The 14349-nt window shown below is 50.0% G+C and carries 14 protein-coding genes and 1 pseudogene; 5 read left to right on the top strand and 10 right to left on the bottom strand.

All coding sequences use genetic code 11. The features are described 5' to 3' along the window. Nucleotides 1-31: 31 nt before the first annotated feature. The 6 genes from LBCZ_RS13290 to LBCZ_RS13265 all read right to left on the bottom strand — a co-directional run bounded on the left by LBCZ_RS13290 (nucleotide 32) and on the right by LBCZ_RS13265 (nucleotide 5851). The gene (locus LBCZ_RS13290; RefSeq protein WP_025013157.1) at nucleotides 32-961 is read right to left on the bottom strand and encodes an aldo/keto reductase; all 930 of its coding nucleotides are present in this window, start codon (nucleotides 959-961) and stop codon (nucleotides 32-34) included. Nucleotides 962-1156: 195 nt separating this feature from the next. Next, on the bottom strand, nucleotides 1157-2347 hold the full coding sequence (locus LBCZ_RS13285) for an MFS transporter (RefSeq protein ID WP_025013156.1): 1191 nt from the start codon (nucleotides 2345-2347) through the stop codon (nucleotides 1157-1159). A 113-nt stretch (nucleotides 2348-2460) separates the two neighbouring features. Beyond that, on the bottom strand, nucleotides 2461-3882 hold the full coding sequence (locus LBCZ_RS13280; RefSeq protein WP_039639847.1) for an MFS transporter: 1422 nt from the start codon (nucleotides 3880-3882) through the stop codon (nucleotides 2461-2463). A gap of 241 nt (nucleotides 3883-4123) precedes the next feature. After that, nucleotides 4124-4747, bottom strand: coding sequence for a hydrolase (locus LBCZ_RS13275; RefSeq protein WP_025013155.1), 624 nt, complete (start codon nucleotides 4745-4747; stop codon nucleotides 4124-4126). 151 nt (nucleotides 4748-4898) lie between these two features. Next, the gene (locus LBCZ_RS13270; protein ID WP_025013154.1) at nucleotides 4899-5387 is read right to left on the bottom strand and encodes a kinase; all 489 of its coding nucleotides are present in this window, start codon (nucleotides 5385-5387) and stop codon (nucleotides 4899-4901) included. Then, nucleotides 5387-5851, bottom strand: coding sequence for an NUDIX hydrolase (locus LBCZ_RS13265; RefSeq protein WP_025013153.1), 465 nt, complete (start codon nucleotides 5849-5851; stop codon nucleotides 5387-5389). The genes LBCZ_RS13270 and LBCZ_RS13265 overlap by 1 nt, the downstream gene beginning before the upstream one ends. Before the next feature lie 260 nt (nucleotides 5852-6111). On the opposite strand from LBCZ_RS13265, the gene LBCZ_RS13260 reads away from it, so the two are divergent. Further along, nucleotides 6112-6663, top strand: a complete 552-nt coding sequence (locus LBCZ_RS13260; protein ID WP_025013152.1) for a GNAT family N-acetyltransferase — start codon at nucleotides 6112-6114, stop codon at nucleotides 6661-6663. Between the two features lie 181 nt (nucleotides 6664-6844). Here the strand turns inward: LBCZ_RS13260 and LBCZ_RS13255 are convergent, their stop codons facing one another. Together LBCZ_RS13255 and LBCZ_RS13250 are read right to left on the bottom strand one after the other, a co-directional pair. Further along, nucleotides 6845-7177: a PTS lactose/cellobiose transporter subunit IIA gene (locus LBCZ_RS13255; protein ID WP_025013151.1), complete on the bottom strand. Its 333-nt coding sequence runs from the start codon at nucleotides 7175-7177 to the stop codon at nucleotides 6845-6847. Further along, the gene (locus LBCZ_RS13250) at nucleotides 7174-7503 is read right to left on the bottom strand and encodes a PTS sugar transporter subunit IIB (RefSeq protein WP_025013150.1); all 330 of its coding nucleotides are present in this window, start codon (nucleotides 7501-7503) and stop codon (nucleotides 7174-7176) included. Before LBCZ_RS13250 ends, LBCZ_RS13255 begins: the two co-directional genes overlap by 4 nt. A 114-nt stretch (nucleotides 7504-7617) precedes the next feature. Here LBCZ_RS13250 and LBCZ_RS13245 point away from each other — a divergent pair, with 114 nt between their 5' ends. The 4 genes and pseudogenes from LBCZ_RS13245 to LBCZ_RS13230 all read left to right on the top strand — a co-directional run bounded on the left by LBCZ_RS13245 (nucleotide 7618) and on the right by LBCZ_RS13230 (nucleotide 11319). Further along, on the top strand, nucleotides 7618-8328 hold the full coding sequence (locus LBCZ_RS13245; protein ID WP_025013149.1) for a GntR family transcriptional regulator: 711 nt from the start codon (nucleotides 7618-7620) through the stop codon (nucleotides 8326-8328). Between the two features lie 44 nt (nucleotides 8329-8372). Next, a pseudogene (locus tag LBCZ_RS13240) lies at nucleotides 8373-9734 on the top strand (PTS sugar transporter subunit IIC). 41 nt (nucleotides 9735-9775) lie between these two features. Continuing rightward, complete coding sequence (locus tag LBCZ_RS13235) at nucleotides 9776-10195, top strand: DUF3284 domain-containing protein (protein WP_025013148.1); 420 nt, start codon at nucleotides 9776-9778, stop codon at nucleotides 10193-10195. A gap of 17 nt (nucleotides 10196-10212) precedes the next feature. Next, nucleotides 10213-11319: a DUF871 domain-containing protein gene (locus LBCZ_RS13230; RefSeq protein WP_025013147.1), complete on the top strand. Its 1107-nt coding sequence runs from the start codon at nucleotides 10213-10215 to the stop codon at nucleotides 11317-11319. Nucleotides 11320-11724: 405 nt separating this feature from the next. Here the strand turns inward: LBCZ_RS13230 and argH are convergent, their stop codons facing one another. Next, the gene (gene argH, locus LBCZ_RS13225) at nucleotides 11725-13128 is read right to left on the bottom strand and encodes an argininosuccinate lyase (protein ID WP_039639850.1); all 1404 of its coding nucleotides are present in this window, start codon (nucleotides 13126-13128) and stop codon (nucleotides 11725-11727) included. Next, entirely contained in the window at nucleotides 13121-14341 is a 1221-nt protein-coding gene (locus LBCZ_RS13220) for an argininosuccinate synthase (RefSeq protein ID WP_010490507.1), read from the bottom strand. Before LBCZ_RS13220 ends, argH begins: the two co-directional genes overlap by 8 nt. Between the last annotated feature and the right edge of the window lie 8 nt (nucleotides 14342-14349).

Here is a 14349-nt window from a genome sequence, read left to right as displayed (position 1 = left end):
GCGGCATTGACATCCGTCATGACCGCTAACGTTACTTAGGCCGAAATTCTTTAAACAGTTCATTAATAGAACCATATTCCGGATCGCGCAGTTGAACTTTCAAAGCCTCGGCGTTGCTGGCCGCCTGTTCTGGCAGGCGGGCGCCAGGAATGACCACGGCAATATCTGGATTCTTCATATACCAGGCAAGCATGATTTGGGCAATGGTTGCCTGATGCGCGTCCGCGATGCCGTCAACTTCGCGTAAGGCGGCCAGAATCGTCTTGAACTGGGAAGCAGAAAAACGGCCGCTGAATTTTTCGGCGTCATCCGGACCATACTTGCCGGTTAATAAGCCAGAGGCAAGCGGGAAGTAAGGAACGAAACTGATGTGCTGTTCCCGGAGGTAAGGGAACAGCTTCGTTTCAGCGTCACGATGCACGAGGCTATAGTTGTCTTCTACAACATCGACTTGCTGATCCTGATTCGCTTCTTTGATTTGATCGAGTGAAAAATTGGAAATCCCAATAGCGCGAACTTTCCCGGCTTTGCGGGCATTGGCGACGGCATTGACCGCTTCGGCTTTGTCGGTTTTTTCATCAGGAAAATGAATATAGAAAATATCGAGGTAGTCGGTTTTCAGGCGTAGCAACGCGTCATCAATCGCTCGGGTCAAAAACTTGGGATCGTTATTGGGTTTGAGATCCTGGTGGGGGTCTTGTGCCGCTTTGGTCGCCAGAACAATTTTTGCACGGTCATAGCCTTGAATCGCCTGACCAATCAAGGTTTCAGATTGGCCAAGGCCATACATATAAGCAGTATCAAGCATGTCGATGCCATGATCCAACGCTGTTTTCACAACGGCTAGCCCGTCTTCATCGTGTAAGTTGGGGAAAAGATTATGTCCGCCAACCTTATTGGTGCCCAACCCGAGTTTGCCGGTAACGACATTGCTTTTTCCGATCGTTGTTGTAAGTGCCATTTGGTAATCTCCTTATTTTGAGTGAGCGTGAGCCACCGCGGGTAGAAGTCGGAGTGTAAGTGGCCTTGGGCGTGATGGTCGGTCTTTGACCATTGCGACCAAGGTCCTTACACGTAGACTTCTGCGGTGCGAACGCGTTATGGTGTGAGCCTAACATAATGCCAGTTTAGAAAAAGTAAGCTTAATGTGCAAACGCTATTTTCGATCCGATGCACTGAAAATGCTGGGAGTTGCGTTGATGACCAGCCCAACCGCAAACATGATCAGGGTTAAGATCACTGTGACCCACAAAAGTAGATTCCATGATCCGGTGAGTGTCTGAATAAAGCCATAAAGCATCGGACCAACTGCCGCGAATAAGTATCCCAAGCTTTGGGCGAAGCCGGATAAACTGGCAGTTTCGTATGCATCGGCCGTTTTCTTTTGGAAGAAGACGATGCAGATAGCAAATGCTGCCCCGGACGCAACGCCCATCAGCAGGGAGAAAATCACGTTTAAGCCGAAGTTGGCACCGGGAATAAGAATGCCCAAGGCGCCTAGTGCAAAGCCCAGCATGATGCCCCAGACGCTGTACGCAAGGCCGTGGCGCCGTTCGGCAATAAATGGAATGGATAATGTCGCCGGCATGCCGCTCAACTGAAAAATCGTAGCCAGATTACCCGCGGTTAGTTGCGAGAAGCCGGCAGCCTGCCACAGACTCGGCAACCAGGTCAGGAGGGAGTAATAGAGAAAGCTCTGTAGGCCGAAAAATAACGCAATCCACCAAGCCAACAGCGAATGAGAGACGGCCACGTTTTTGCGGGCACTGCCTTGCCAGGTTTTGACGGGTGGCAAGGTGCGCAACGCCAATGTCCAAATCACCAAACCGGCCACGCCAACGAGTGAAAAAGCCGCCATGGTCAGCTTCATATGAAATTGCTGGTTCAAGAGGCCAGCCAAGCCGGTCCCCAGTGAAGCGACCAATCCCATAGTCACGGTATACAAGCTGGTTTTAGCGCCGATTGACTGCGGAAACTGATCTTTGATAATCGCCGGTAATAAGACATTTCCACCAGAGATCCCAAAGCCGATCAGCAATGTGCCAACGATTAAGGCGATCAAACTGGGAATAATCCGCAACAAACTGCCGAGTAATAAGATCACGAGCGCAATCAGCAAACTCCACTCGTTACCGCGGCGATTTCCCATTTTGGCGATAACAGGCGATGCCAAGGCAAACATCAGCAGCGGAATCGTCGTTAATAAACCAGCCATAGAAGCCGGTAACCCAAGCGTATGCTCAATCGTCGGCAACAGCGGTGGAATCATGGTAATCGGCAGGCGCAAATTAGCCCCCACCAAAAGAATGCCCCATGTAAGCAAGGTGGTCGAATGATGCTTCTCCATGTGTCATGTCCTCCTCGAAAAGTGACTAGCAGTCTAATGCTAGCACTTTTCCGAAAGAGCGTGAACTGGCGCGGTTAGAAATTGGAGACAAACGCGTTGTAAAAACTCAACAATCAATTCTTCTCATGCACTTGCCACGGCTTGATCGTCAACCCAATAGCAATGGCACCCAACAATGCCAGTCCTGCAGCAACCAGCATGGCGATCTGAAGGCCGGTGATAAAGTATTCCGGATGGTTCGTCGGATAAGTGGTGACCCGACTGCCGGCAAGCTGGCTCATTGTTCCAAACAAAACCGTTGTTGCCACTGCGGTACCGCTGACCATGCCAAGGTTACGGGCAAGCGCGTTGAAACTGCCGGCGATGCCCAGCTGATCTTTTGGCACCACTGACATGACCACGTCGCCGATGGGAGATTGGAAGAGCCCACTCCCGATGCCGATCAAAAGGGTGCTGATGATATAAACCATGAGTGGCGCATCCAATTTTAAAAATGCACCGACAATGCTGCCGGCCGCAATGAGCAGGCTGCCCAGCAATGCAACAGCCGGTACCTGCCACTTATCGGCCAACCAGCCGCCGAATGGTGCAAAGAAGACCATCATCAATGGATAGAGTGACAGCAAGGTGCCAGCAGCGCCTGGCGTTAAACCGCGCGCATCTTCAAGGTAGAAGGGCATTAAAACGGTGCTGAAAAACTGAACCATGAAAATGAAGAAGACGGTCAGGACCCCTAAAGTGAAAATGCGGACTCGAAAAATACTCATTGGCAACAACGGCGTCTCTTGATGATTTTCAAAGATCAGGAATGCCGCCAGACTGATGATGGCCAAAGCGAAGGTAGCAAGCACAACTGGATCGCCGAAGCCGCTTTGCTGAGCCAAATTCAGTCCCCAGAAACCGCTGGCGATGGCCGTGGCCTGCAGCAGCATCCCCCACTTGTCATACGTGCCAGGTTGCGGTTCCCCGTTATCCATTGACCACAGTGAGATGCCCAATGCGACCACGCCGATCGGTACATTGATCAGAAAAATCATCGGCCAGCTAAAATGCGCCAAAATGAGACCGCCAAGACTAGGACCGGCCACGCCACCAAGCGCCACAAACGTGCTGACAACGCCCATAGCACGGCCGCGTTCAGCTAGTGCAAACGTCGATATCACAATCCCATAAGTGTTTGCCAAGGTCATCGCCCCACCAATGGCTTGAACCATGCGGCCCACCATCAGAAAATTAAAGCCAAGATTAATGCCAGCCATCAATGACCCAACCACGAAGGTACCGGTGCCCCACTTGAAAATTCGGCGTTTGCCAATCCGGTCGCCAAGTTTACCAAATGGCAGCAGTAGGGCACTTAGAACGATCAGGTATAGAGAGACCGTCCACTCCATGCGGCTCGCCGAAACGTCCAGGTTCTTCGCCATAATCGGAATCGCAATATTGACGATCGAGCCATCAAGATTTGTCATAAAAGCGAAAAAGCCTAATGCTATCAGTAGCCACCAACGTTTGGATCCAGTTGCAAAACGCTGCATATAAATTCCCCCAAACGCGTTCTCTGGCGCAGAAGTCTGCGTATAAGGACCTTAGGCGCAATGGCCAAAACCGGGCCATCACGCCTAAGGCCACTTATACTCCGACTTCTAAACGCGCCAGTTCACGCTCTTGAAAATCTTAGGGGCAATGGCTAAGCACGCCATTGCCCCTAAGGACATTGATATTCGATTTTAAAAGACATCAACTGTTGTTGACGTTAACCGTATCGTTTAAAAAGGATTAAGCGCCTAAGTTGATGAAGTCACCGTTTTCGAGCAAAATTTTAACGAAATCCGGCACAGTATCGGTCCGGTTCCAGTCACGCTGCCACTCGCAAGCTAACTGCGCATTGGTAATCAGCTGCGCGCCTGCCTGTTCAACCCGTCGCAGGGCCGTTTCGTGGGCAATCTTTGAGGTACCGCCAACGGCATCGACGACCGGATAAACCTGGAAGCCTTCCGCTAACGCATCAAGCGTCGGGAAGGTGAGACAGGCTTCGGTCCATAATGCGGCCATGACGAGCTTTTTCCGTCCGGTAGCTTTGACTGCTTCAACAAAATTCTGATCCTGCCAGGCATTAATTGAAGTTCGGTCAATGCTTGGTTGGTCGCCGAGAACTTTTTTCAGATCAGGAATCGTGTCCTTATTCCGGCCACTTTTGACATTAACTGTCGAAAGCACAATCGGGACTTGATAAATTTTAGCCAATTTAGCGGTCATCACCACGTTCTGAATAAGCGCATGGTGGTTCATAGAGCCGATAGATTCGACCTGCGTTGGCTGATAGTCAATCAAAATCAAAGCTGAATTTTCTGGTGTCAATAGCTGATCTGTTACAGGATCACGCCGTGGATAACTTGTCATTAAAAACCACTCTCCTAGTTTTAGTGAATGACGAAACTGAAAGTATCCCTACCAGATCATTCTAATCCGATCTTGATAAAAGCAGTAATAATTTGCCCAGAGCGTGAGCGTAGCCAGTTAGAAACCGGAGCGTAAGTGGCCTCAAACACTTTCAACTATTGAGATCAGCCAAAATATGCCCAACCACGTCATCCTGTGACCAACTTGCAGGAATCGTCTGCTCGCCCGGAACACCCAAAAAATCATGCGGCTGGAACCAGCGGCGCATGCTATCGGCGCCAAACTCGTTAGCTTTGGCGCGTCCGGCATGACGATGAAGGGTTTCTTCAAATGACAGATCATAGTAGTAGCTAAAACTACGATCAGCTGCGGCAATTAATCCTTGCAACATCTGGCCGTAACGTGCCGCATTCAGTATGCCTTCAACGATGACCACTTTTTCATGTTGCAGGCCGAAGCGGGCGATGAGTTCAATTAAGGCAATATTCGGACTGTCAGGTTTATCTTTTTCCGCTAACATGTCGCGGCGGATGACATCCTGGGAGATCAGAAGTGTTTCAGTGAGGTGTTCGCGCAAGACTTTAGCCGTGGTTGTTTTGCCACTGCCTGAATTGCCGCGAAGAATGACGAGTTGATGCATTAGTCGAAATACCCTCTTTCCCCAGCGATGAAATGGGCGAGGGCCTCACGGTGTTGCTGGTTAAACAAACGTGGAGCAGCTGCGGGATCGAAGAACTTTAGTGCCTCGGTCTCATCATTATCGCTATTCAGTTCGCCGCCTAATTGTTTCACGAGAAACACTGGGCATAGCCACTGGGCGACATCGCCGTTTGGATAGGTGAGGGTCAGATTATCATTGACGCCGAGCAAGGAGACAACCGTGACCGTTAAGTTAGTTTCTTCTTTGAACTCACGAACCATTGTCTGCGCCGGCGTTTCCCCATATTCAATCGTGCCGCTGATGAGCCCCCATTCACCGGTAAAATCGCTGCGTTGCTGAAGTAAAACGCGGCCAGCGTCATCCGTTAAAATGCCAATCGTCCCCGCCATAATCAGCGGCATATGCCCGACTTTTGCGCGAACCTGCTTAATATAGTCTGCCAAAAAAATCCCTCCCGAAAATTGAGTCTACTCCAACAAACCAGTGCGGAGTCATGCTATGATTTAGGTTAACATAGTTGCGACTTGGATTATTTCCTGGGTAATAATTGTGGTATGTTTTAGACAAACATAAAATGCAAGCAGGAGCGTTTAGAAATTGGTGAATCAGTGGCCAGTAACCGCGTTTAGGAAACATAATGAGACCTTTTACTTAAAGCTCCTCAAATCCTGTAATCAAATGAAGAAAGAGAGCGTACCCGAACATGACAGTAACGTTAAAACATTTTCAAACGGAAGATCTTGAGACATTGTGGAAGGTTGCCTTTTCCGATCCCAATGCAGAATGGCACAAGTGGAATGGGCCTTACTTTAATGACGAAATTCCCACACTGAAAGAAATGCAGGATGATCAGGCCAATCAGACCGGCTATCAATGGGTTGCTAATCCTTTTGTTAACGGCATTTGGGATGATGGTATCTTAATCGGCGACGTCTCCGCGCATTATGAAGACGGGGATTTGCAACGGTGGCTGGACTTGGGCATCGTGATTTACGATGAGAGCTACTGGGGTAAAGGCATTGGCAAGCAGGCGCTGGATCAGTGGATTGATCGGATCTTCGGCCTAATTGACTTGCCGCATCTGGGCATCACGACTTGGTCCGGGAACGAGCGGATGATCGGTTTGGCCAAGGCAGTGGGGATGAAGCAAGAAGCCCGCGTGCGCCAAGTTCGGTATTACCAGGATCGCTACTGGGATTCGATTAAGTACGGCATCTTGCGCGAGGAATGGCAAGCGCTGCGACAACAGCCATAAGTTAAAGACCAACAAAAGAGGCGGCTTAGTCAAGTCGCTTTTTTTGTTGGTCTTTTTGGGTTTTAAGTGTGTCTGTAGTGTAGAGGGAGGCTGAACAAAGAAAGCGTCATTGCAGCATAAGGAGTCGCATTTTTCGCCACAAATACGCCTTTGCCGGTTCACATGACTGGCAAGGGTTTATTTATTTGGCTTCTTGGGCACTTAATCGCTTATAAAGTGCCACCATTTCGCCGGCTAGATCGCGAAAGGTGATGGCGTTCATCAAGTGATCCTGACTATGCACCATCAATAAGGTGACCTTGGCGTGGTCGCCTTGCGCTTCCGCCGTCAGCATGCTGCTTTGGACATTGTGGGCTTGGGTTAAGAAATGATCGGCTTCTTTAAGTTTCTCATCAGCCAGTTTGAAATCGCCATCCTTAGCTGCGTGAATGGCTTCAAAAGCTGAACTTTTTGCATTCCCGCCATTGATAATCAAGCCCATGACGGTTTCGAGGCTCTGATCTTCTTCGCTCATGAGGCTGCTCCTTTGCCGTCATCAATCGCCTTTAACGAGGCCTTCAATACCTTTTCGCCGTTCATTAAGCCATAGTCCTGCATATTAATGACACTGACGGGGATGTCTAAATCTTTCTTGAACTGGCCTTCAAGGTAGCGAACTTGTGGGCCGAGCATTAAAACGTCTGGCTTCTCTGCCGCAAGTTTGTTGTCGGCATCGGAAGCCGAAGTGGCAAAAATATTAACGGTGATGCCGTCTTTTTCGGCGGCTTTTTGCATGCGTGCAACCAGCATACTTGTTGACATACCGGCGGCGCAGATCAACATAATCTTTTTCTCTGTCATTTTTCGGACTCCTTTTTTAAAAAATGTAACCGTTTTCTGTTTCTTGTGCTATTATAATTCGTAGGTACAAATTTTACAAGCGTTTTCAGAATTTGAAATTGGGGGAGGTTGTCGATGTATCACGATATTGCAGAGCAACTGATTCAAGATATTCTGGCAGGACAGTATCCGGTCAAGCTGCCAACCGAGCAGGTGTTGATGGATCGTTATCAAGCCAGTCGCAACACAATCCGTAAAGCATTGGACGTGGTGTTTGCCCACGGACTGGTGCGCCGGGTTCAGGGCAGCGGCTATTACGTCATTGATCATTCGGCGCAGTCGGACGCGGTGCTTAATATGTCAATCGGTTTTGATCAGACGGCCATGGTAAAAGGTGGCCCGCTGACATCTAAAGTCGTTAAGTTTGCGCTGATTCCCGCAACGGCTGCGTTGGCTCAGCGCGGTAATGTCACCCGCGGCGATCCGGTTTACCAAGTCGTGCGACTGCGGTACTTAAAGAAGCAGCTGTATGACTTGGAAGAATCGTATTTCCCGCAAGCGATTGTGCCGCATCTTTCGGCCGAAGTTGCGCAAGGATCGATCTTCGCATACTTGCGCAACACGTATCACATGGTCGGCAGTACGACCGAGAACTACATTCAAACATTGCCACTGCCCGCTGACTATGCTGACTTGATGGGGTTGCCGGTAGAAACCAATCATCTTTGTCTTGATGGGATTAACTATTTGGCAAGCGGCAAAGTTTTCAACTTTTCACGAACTTATTTTGTTTATCAGGGTCTGACGCTGTATTACCACACGACAAATATCGATTTGGAGCGGTAGGGCCGGGACTGGCTCACGCTCAAAAAATTTGAGGGGTGTAAATAATGAATAAGCTTATCAATTGGCTCAATAAACATGTTGTTCCAATCGCGGCGCGGATCGGGTCGATTCGCTGGCTTGTCGCTTTGCGTGATGCTTTTATTGCCATCATGCCGGCGATGATGGCTGGAGCGATTTCTACTGTGTTGAATGCATTGATTCGGGATATTCCGACGCAATTCGGCTGGACCGGATTCGTTAATTCGATGCAGTGGCTGATCGGGATTAACGCGGTTGTTTGGACAGGAACGTTGGCAATTCTCGGGTTGATTTTCTCGTTTACGTTTGGTTACCAACTGGCGGTTCAATATAAGGTCGAACCGGTGACGGCAGGGATCGTGACGCTGGGCACGTTCATTATGAGCTTGCCGCAAAACTTTACCCTGACGTTGAAAGCCGGCTTGGCAAAAGGGGCTGTTAAAACTCTGACCGATGCTGGCGCCGTTGTTTCCGGTAAAGATGTCAGCATGTGGGGCTTCTTCAACTTTGGTAAATTCTTTGGCGCATACGGTTTCTTCACCGTCATGCTGATGGGCGCCATTGCGGCAACGATTTATATCTGGTTGATGAAAAAGCACATCACGATTAAAATGCCGGATTCGGTTTCCCCGGCTGTCGCCAATGCTTTCACCGGTATTGTACCTGCCGCAGTTGCGCTTTACGCCGTTGGTATCATCAACTATCTGTTCACCCAGTTTGGTACCACGGTGATCGAATTTATTGCTAAAGTCTTGCAGGAACCGTTGTTGGGCTTGAGCCAAGGCTATGGTGCCGTGTTACTGATGACCATTTTGGTTCAGGTTTTCTGGTTCTTCGGGATTCACGGTACCAATGTGTTGGGGCCGGTGCTTGATAGTATCTGGTTGACGGCTCAAATTGCCAACATCAACGCATTCTCAAAAGGGCAAGATCTACCATATTTATAGACCCGTAACTCCTTTGATCTGTATGCTTGGATTGGTGGCGCCGGTTCAACATTGCTGCTGTTAATCGCCATCCTGATGTTTTCAAAACGTGACGATCAGCGGGCAGTGGCTAAGTTGTCCATTGCGCCGGGCTTCTTTAACGTTAACGAGCCGGTCATGTTCGGGATGCCAATCGTGCTTGATCCGATTTACTTCATTCCGTTCATTTTGGCGCCGGTCGTGATGGTCTCAATCGCTTATGGTGCTGTTGTCAATGGGCTCGTCTCACCAATTAAAGCGCAAATTGTTTGGTCCTTGCCGCCATTTATAAATGCTTTAGTGGCAACCATGGACTGGCGGTCAGTAGTCTTGCAGCTGGTTAACATGGTGGTCGGCTTCTTAATCTACGTGCCATTTGTCAAAGCCGCCAACCGTATCAAACCCGCGCAAATTGATGATTGATTTAACAGACACGTCACGGTGCTCAGAGAGGTGATTTTTAATTGGAAATTCAAATGATGTTCAAAGTGCCGGCGTCGTTCATGTACGGCCAGCTGATTCGGTCCGTGCAGGCGGATATCAAGACGCACACCGGCCATGAAGTTCTGCCAGGCAGTCTGGATGGCTTCACGTACCAGAAAAAGTGGGCCAATGGCATGACCGGGAAGCTGACGATCACACATGCCATCGCCAATCAGCGTTACGCGTATGAGCTTGACACCGATCGCGATCATTATCAGGTGGATTATCAATTACGCGATCTCGGTGATCACAAGACAATGCTGCACTATACTGAAACAATTGAGGGTAAAACCGCTAAAGGCAAAGCTAATAATCGCACAGCCGGGTTTTTATTAAACTGGCAACGTAAGCATCGCTTTAAAAAGATGTCGCGCCAAATGGCTGCACAATATTTTAGCTAAGAAGGGATTTTTGTGAAATGAGACGATTAGGCATCTCGCTTTATCCGGATCAAAGCAGTTTCGAGGCGAACAAAGCTTATCTCGATCTGGCCCATCATTATGGTTATAGTCGTCTATTCACCTCGCTCTTGCAGCTTTTGGGCGAAGACGGGGAGGATTTGTTGGCGAAGTTTAGCCAAACGATTGATTATGCTAACCAGCTTGGGTTTAAGACGATCGTGGATATCAATCCGGCATTGTTCAAGGAACTGAAGATCAGTTATGATGATCTAAATTTTTTCGATAACCTCCATGTTTGGGGACTGCGGCTGGATGAAGGCTTCACTGGGGCAGAAGAAGCACGGATGACGCACAATCCTTATGGCTTAAAAATCGAACTGAATATGAGCCGGGGGACCAATTATCTGGCGAGTATCATGTCCTATGATCCCGATCGCGAAAACCTAATCGGCTGCCATAACTTTTATCCGCAAGCCTTCACCGGATTGAGCGATGCCATTTTCACCGAATATTCGCAGCAATACCGCCATTACGGGCTGCACACAGCGGCATTTGTGTCCTCGGCTGACGGAAAAATCGGGCCGTGGCCGATTCATGACGGCCTGCCGACGATGGAAAGTGATCGGCATCGGGATATTGCCGGTCAAACCAGCCATTTGGTGTTGACGGGTCAAATTGACGATGTGATCATCGGCAACGCCTTTGCCAGTGAGGCGGAACTTAAAGCAGTCGCCGCAAACTTTTTGACGCCGTATCCGGTGCTGCATGCCGATATGCTGGCTAGCATGACGCCAACTGAGGGGAAAATTGCCTTTGCTGCGCCGCATCTTTATCGCGGGGATGCTTCAGCCTATCTGCTGCGGGATACCCAGCCGCGCATCACGTACAGTGCGGTAGACATCTCCGCTCATGACAACGATCAAGCATTCGAGCGCGGGGATATCCTGGTGGTGAATTCGGCTTATGGCCGGTACAAAGGCGAGCTGCAAATCGTTTTGGCTCCATTTAAGGATGACGGCCAGCGGAATCGGATCGGCCGCATCTGTGCGGACGACCTCGGCTTTTTGGATTTGGTTAAACCTTGGTCGACGTTTGTGTTGGAGAAGCATGAACTGAGTGATTGAAGCAAAGGCTTTTAGTCATAACTTGCGGCAACAGTATAAAAATGAGGATGTGACCTAATCCACAACCATAAGAAAATGGCGAACATCAATTCCAATGGAGGAATTTTTTGCTCGCCATTTGTTTCGTCATGGACAATTCGTCAGAAGTCTTAAGATTTTAGTGCCAAAGCGGAGCAATCGTAGGCGGGGACGGGCTCAGTGGTGAGATTGTACTAGCCGGGCGGTCTTCCCGGCGTAGTACAAGGCCGAGCTTTGAGACTCTGCCGGTTTTGCAGAGGCTCAAAGTCGTGCCCACCACGTTCCAGCCCAGTCCCCGCCGGAGATTGCGGAGTTTGGCGCGGCAGAGAGTTAATTGCCTGAGCCCGCTGTATCGTGCTTATTTAAAAATAAAAGTCATGTGACAACTCATTGCGCCGCTTGCTCCTCCTCATGTGCCGCAATGATTTTTTCATCCCGGGCCACCTCTTTCAAGACGTTGCTGACGGCGGTGCCGCCTAGTGACGTGCGGCGATTGACGGCGGCTTTGGAGGTGAGCTCGGCGTAGACGTCGTTTTCGATTTGCGGTGCGGCCTGCTGGAGCTCGCTTAGTGGCATTTCCTGCAGGGCGGTGCCGGATTTGATGCCTTTTAGCACGAGTTCGCCGACGATGGCATGTGCCTGGCGGAAAGGAACGCCTTTTGTGGCCAGATAGTCGGCGAGTTCGGTCGCGTTGCTGAAGTCATGCGTGGTGGCTTCGGCCATGCGCTTTTCGTGCACGGTGAGATCGCTTAGCATGCCGGTGAAAATATGCAGCGAACCGAGAATGGTGTTGTAGGTGTCAAAAATCGGCTCCTTGTCTTCCTGCATGTCCTTGTTATAGGCCAGTGGGATCGCCTTCATAGTGGTGAGCAGTCCCATTAGAGCACCATACACCCGCCCGGTTTTGCCGCGAATAAGTTCGGCAAAGTCCGGGTTTTTCTTTTGCGGCATAATCGAACTGCCAGTGGAAAAATCATCGCCGAGTTCGATGTAGTTAAACTCAAATGTGGACCACAAGATCAGTTCTTCGGCCATCCTACTTAGATGTTGCATCAAAATGGCACTGTTGCTGAGGAATTCAAGCGCGAAGTCCCGGTCGGATACGGCGTCCAGACTGTTGTGGTACAGCTGATCAAAGCCAAGTTCCTTGGCGACCAACGTGCGATCAATCAGAAAGGTGGTGCCAGCGAGCGCGGCCGCACCTAATGGCAAAATGTCGGTGTGCTTTTGGGTAAAGTCAAAACGTTCCCAGTCACGCTGGAACATTTCGAAATACGCCAACAAATAATGGCCATAGGTGATCGGCTGAGCGTGCTGCATGTGGGTGTAGCCGGGCATGATCGTGGCGGCGTGGACTTTGGCTTGACCGACCAAAACCGTTTGTAAATTGGTCAAGGCTTCTTTGATTTCCGGCAGGCGATGCTTGAGCCAGAGGTGCAAATCGGTGGCAACCTGGTCATTGCGTGAACGTGCCGTGTGCAGCTTGCCGGCAACCGGGCCGATTTCGGCTGTGAGCAAAGCCTCCATATTGAGGTGGATGTCTTCATTTTCCACGGTAAAATGCAACTTCCCGGCGGCCAGTTCTTTTTTCAGATGGTGCAGGCCGGCAGTAATTTTGTCTGCATCGGTTTGCGGGATGATGCCGGTTTTCCCTAACATTTTGACGTGGGCCAAGGAACCTTCCAGATCTTCTTTGGCCATTTGTTGGTCAAAACCGATGGAGGCGCCGAAAGCATCGACCCAGTGCGCGGCTTTTTCGGTGAAACGCCCGCCCCATAGCTTATCAGTCATGTTGCTTTTCCTCGGAGTGAACGTGGTTGACCTGCTCGAAAACGGTGGTCGGCAAAGTCCAGAGTTTGATGAAGCCGGCTGCTGCTTCCTGATCGAAGGAGTCGGCGCTGGTGTAGGTGGCCAGATCTTCGTCATAGAGTGAGTTATGTGCGGACTTGCGGGCAACAGCGACAGCATTGCCTTTGTAGAGTTTCATTTTGACCGTTCCGTTGACAACCGCTTGCGTCTGATCGATGAAGGCCATTAAGGCGTCGAACAAAGGTGAAATCCATTGGGCTTCGTAAATCATGTTCGTGAGTTTGTTTTCGATCGTTGGCTTGAAGTGTTGCACATCGCGTTCAAGCGTCAGGTTTTCTAAGTCGTGGTGGGCGGCCATGATGACGGCAGCGGCCGGGGCTTCGTAAACTTCGCGGGACTTGATGCCCACAAGCCGGTTTTCGATTTTGTCAATCCGACCGATGCCGTTTGCGCCGGCAATTTGATTAAGTTTTTTGATCATAGCGGCCAGCGGCATGTGCTCGTCATTTAAGGCGACCGGCACACCCTGTTCGAAGGTCAGATCAAGAAAAGTTGGTTCGTCAGGGGCTTCTTCTGGAGCGACGGTCATGCCCCAAGCATCATCAGGCGCCTGATTCCAAGGATTCTCGAGAATACCGGCTTCATTGGCGCGACCCCAGAGATTGGCATCAATGGAATAGGGGGATGCTTTGCCGATCGGTACCGGAACGTTGTGCTCTTTTGCGTAGTCGATTTCTTCTTCGCGTGACCAGTGAAAATCGCGAATCGGTGCTTCGATTTTCATATCGGGATCCAAGGCGTGAATTGCCGCTTCAAAACGGACCTGATCATTGCCTTTGCCGGTTGAACCGTGGGCGATGGCCGTGGCGTTTTGCTGGTGGGCAATTTTAACTAGATGCTCGATGATCAGCGGACGGGATAACGCTGAGACAAGGGGATAGTCACCTTCATATAATGCATTAGCCTTGATGACCGGCGCGACATAGTGATCGGCAAATTCGTCTTGTGCATCAACGACGATTGAATCAATCGCCCCGACTTTAAGCGCCTTTTGCTGAATCGCGTCAAAATCGGCATCCGGCTGGCCGACGTTTAAAACCACGGCGATGACCTCGTATCCTTTATCCATCAACCAAGGAATCGCAACGGATGTGTCAAGACCGCCTGAGTAAGCTAATACAATTTTTTCTGTCATGTGTGAAT

Source organism: Lacticaseibacillus casei DSM 20011 = JCM 1134 = ATCC 393 (assembly GCF_000829055.1).
GTDB lineage: Bacteria > Bacillota > Bacilli > Lactobacillales > Lactobacillaceae > Lacticaseibacillus > Lacticaseibacillus casei.
The sequence above is the reverse complement of the archived record's forward strand: the minus strand, read 5'-3'. Positions and strand labels throughout refer to the sequence as shown.

What these genes read in the sequence shown, in the direction of transcription:
- LBCZ_RS13280 (WP_039639847.1), bottom strand. Translation starts at nt 3,882, where the DNA reads ATGCAGCGTTTTGCAACTGGATCCAAACGTTGGTGGCTACTGATAGCA.
- LBCZ_RS13260 (WP_025013152.1), top strand. Translation starts at nt 6,112, where the DNA reads ATGACAGTAACGTTAAAACATTTTCAAACGGAAGATCTTGAGACATTG.
- LBCZ_RS13220 (WP_010490507.1), bottom strand. Translation starts at nt 14,341, where the DNA reads ATGACAGAAAAAATTGTATTAGCTTACTCAGGCGGTCTTGACACATCC.
- LBCZ_RS13285 (WP_025013156.1), bottom strand. Translation starts at nt 2,347, where the DNA reads ATGGAGAAGCATCATTCGACCACCTTGCTTACATGGGGCATTCTTTTG.
- LBCZ_RS13230 (WP_025013147.1), top strand. Translation starts at nt 10,213, where the DNA reads ATGAGACGATTAGGCATCTCGCTTTATCCGGATCAAAGCAGTTTCGAG.
- LBCZ_RS13275 (WP_025013155.1), bottom strand. Translation starts at nt 4,747, where the DNA reads ATGACAAGTTATCCACGGCGTGATCCTGTAACAGATCAGCTATTGACA.
- LBCZ_RS13270 (WP_025013154.1), bottom strand. Translation starts at nt 5,387, where the DNA reads ATGCATCAACTCGTCATTCTTCGCGGCAATTCAGGCAGTGGCAAAACA.
- LBCZ_RS13250 (WP_025013150.1), bottom strand. Translation starts at nt 7,503, where the DNA reads ATGACAGAGAAAAAGATTATGTTGATCTGCGCCGCCGGTATGTCAACA.
- LBCZ_RS13290 (WP_025013157.1), bottom strand. Translation starts at nt 961, where the DNA reads ATGGCACTTACAACAACGATCGGAAAAAGCAATGTCGTTACCGGCAAA.
- argH (WP_039639850.1), bottom strand. Translation starts at nt 13,128, where the DNA reads ATGACTGATAAGCTATGGGGCGGGCGTTTCACCGAAAAAGCCGCGCAC.
- LBCZ_RS13245 (WP_025013149.1), top strand. Translation starts at nt 7,618, where the DNA reads ATGTATCACGATATTGCAGAGCAACTGATTCAAGATATTCTGGCAGGA.
- LBCZ_RS13255 (WP_025013151.1), bottom strand. Translation starts at nt 7,177, where the DNA reads ATGAGCGAAGAAGATCAGAGCCTCGAAACCGTCATGGGCTTGATTATC.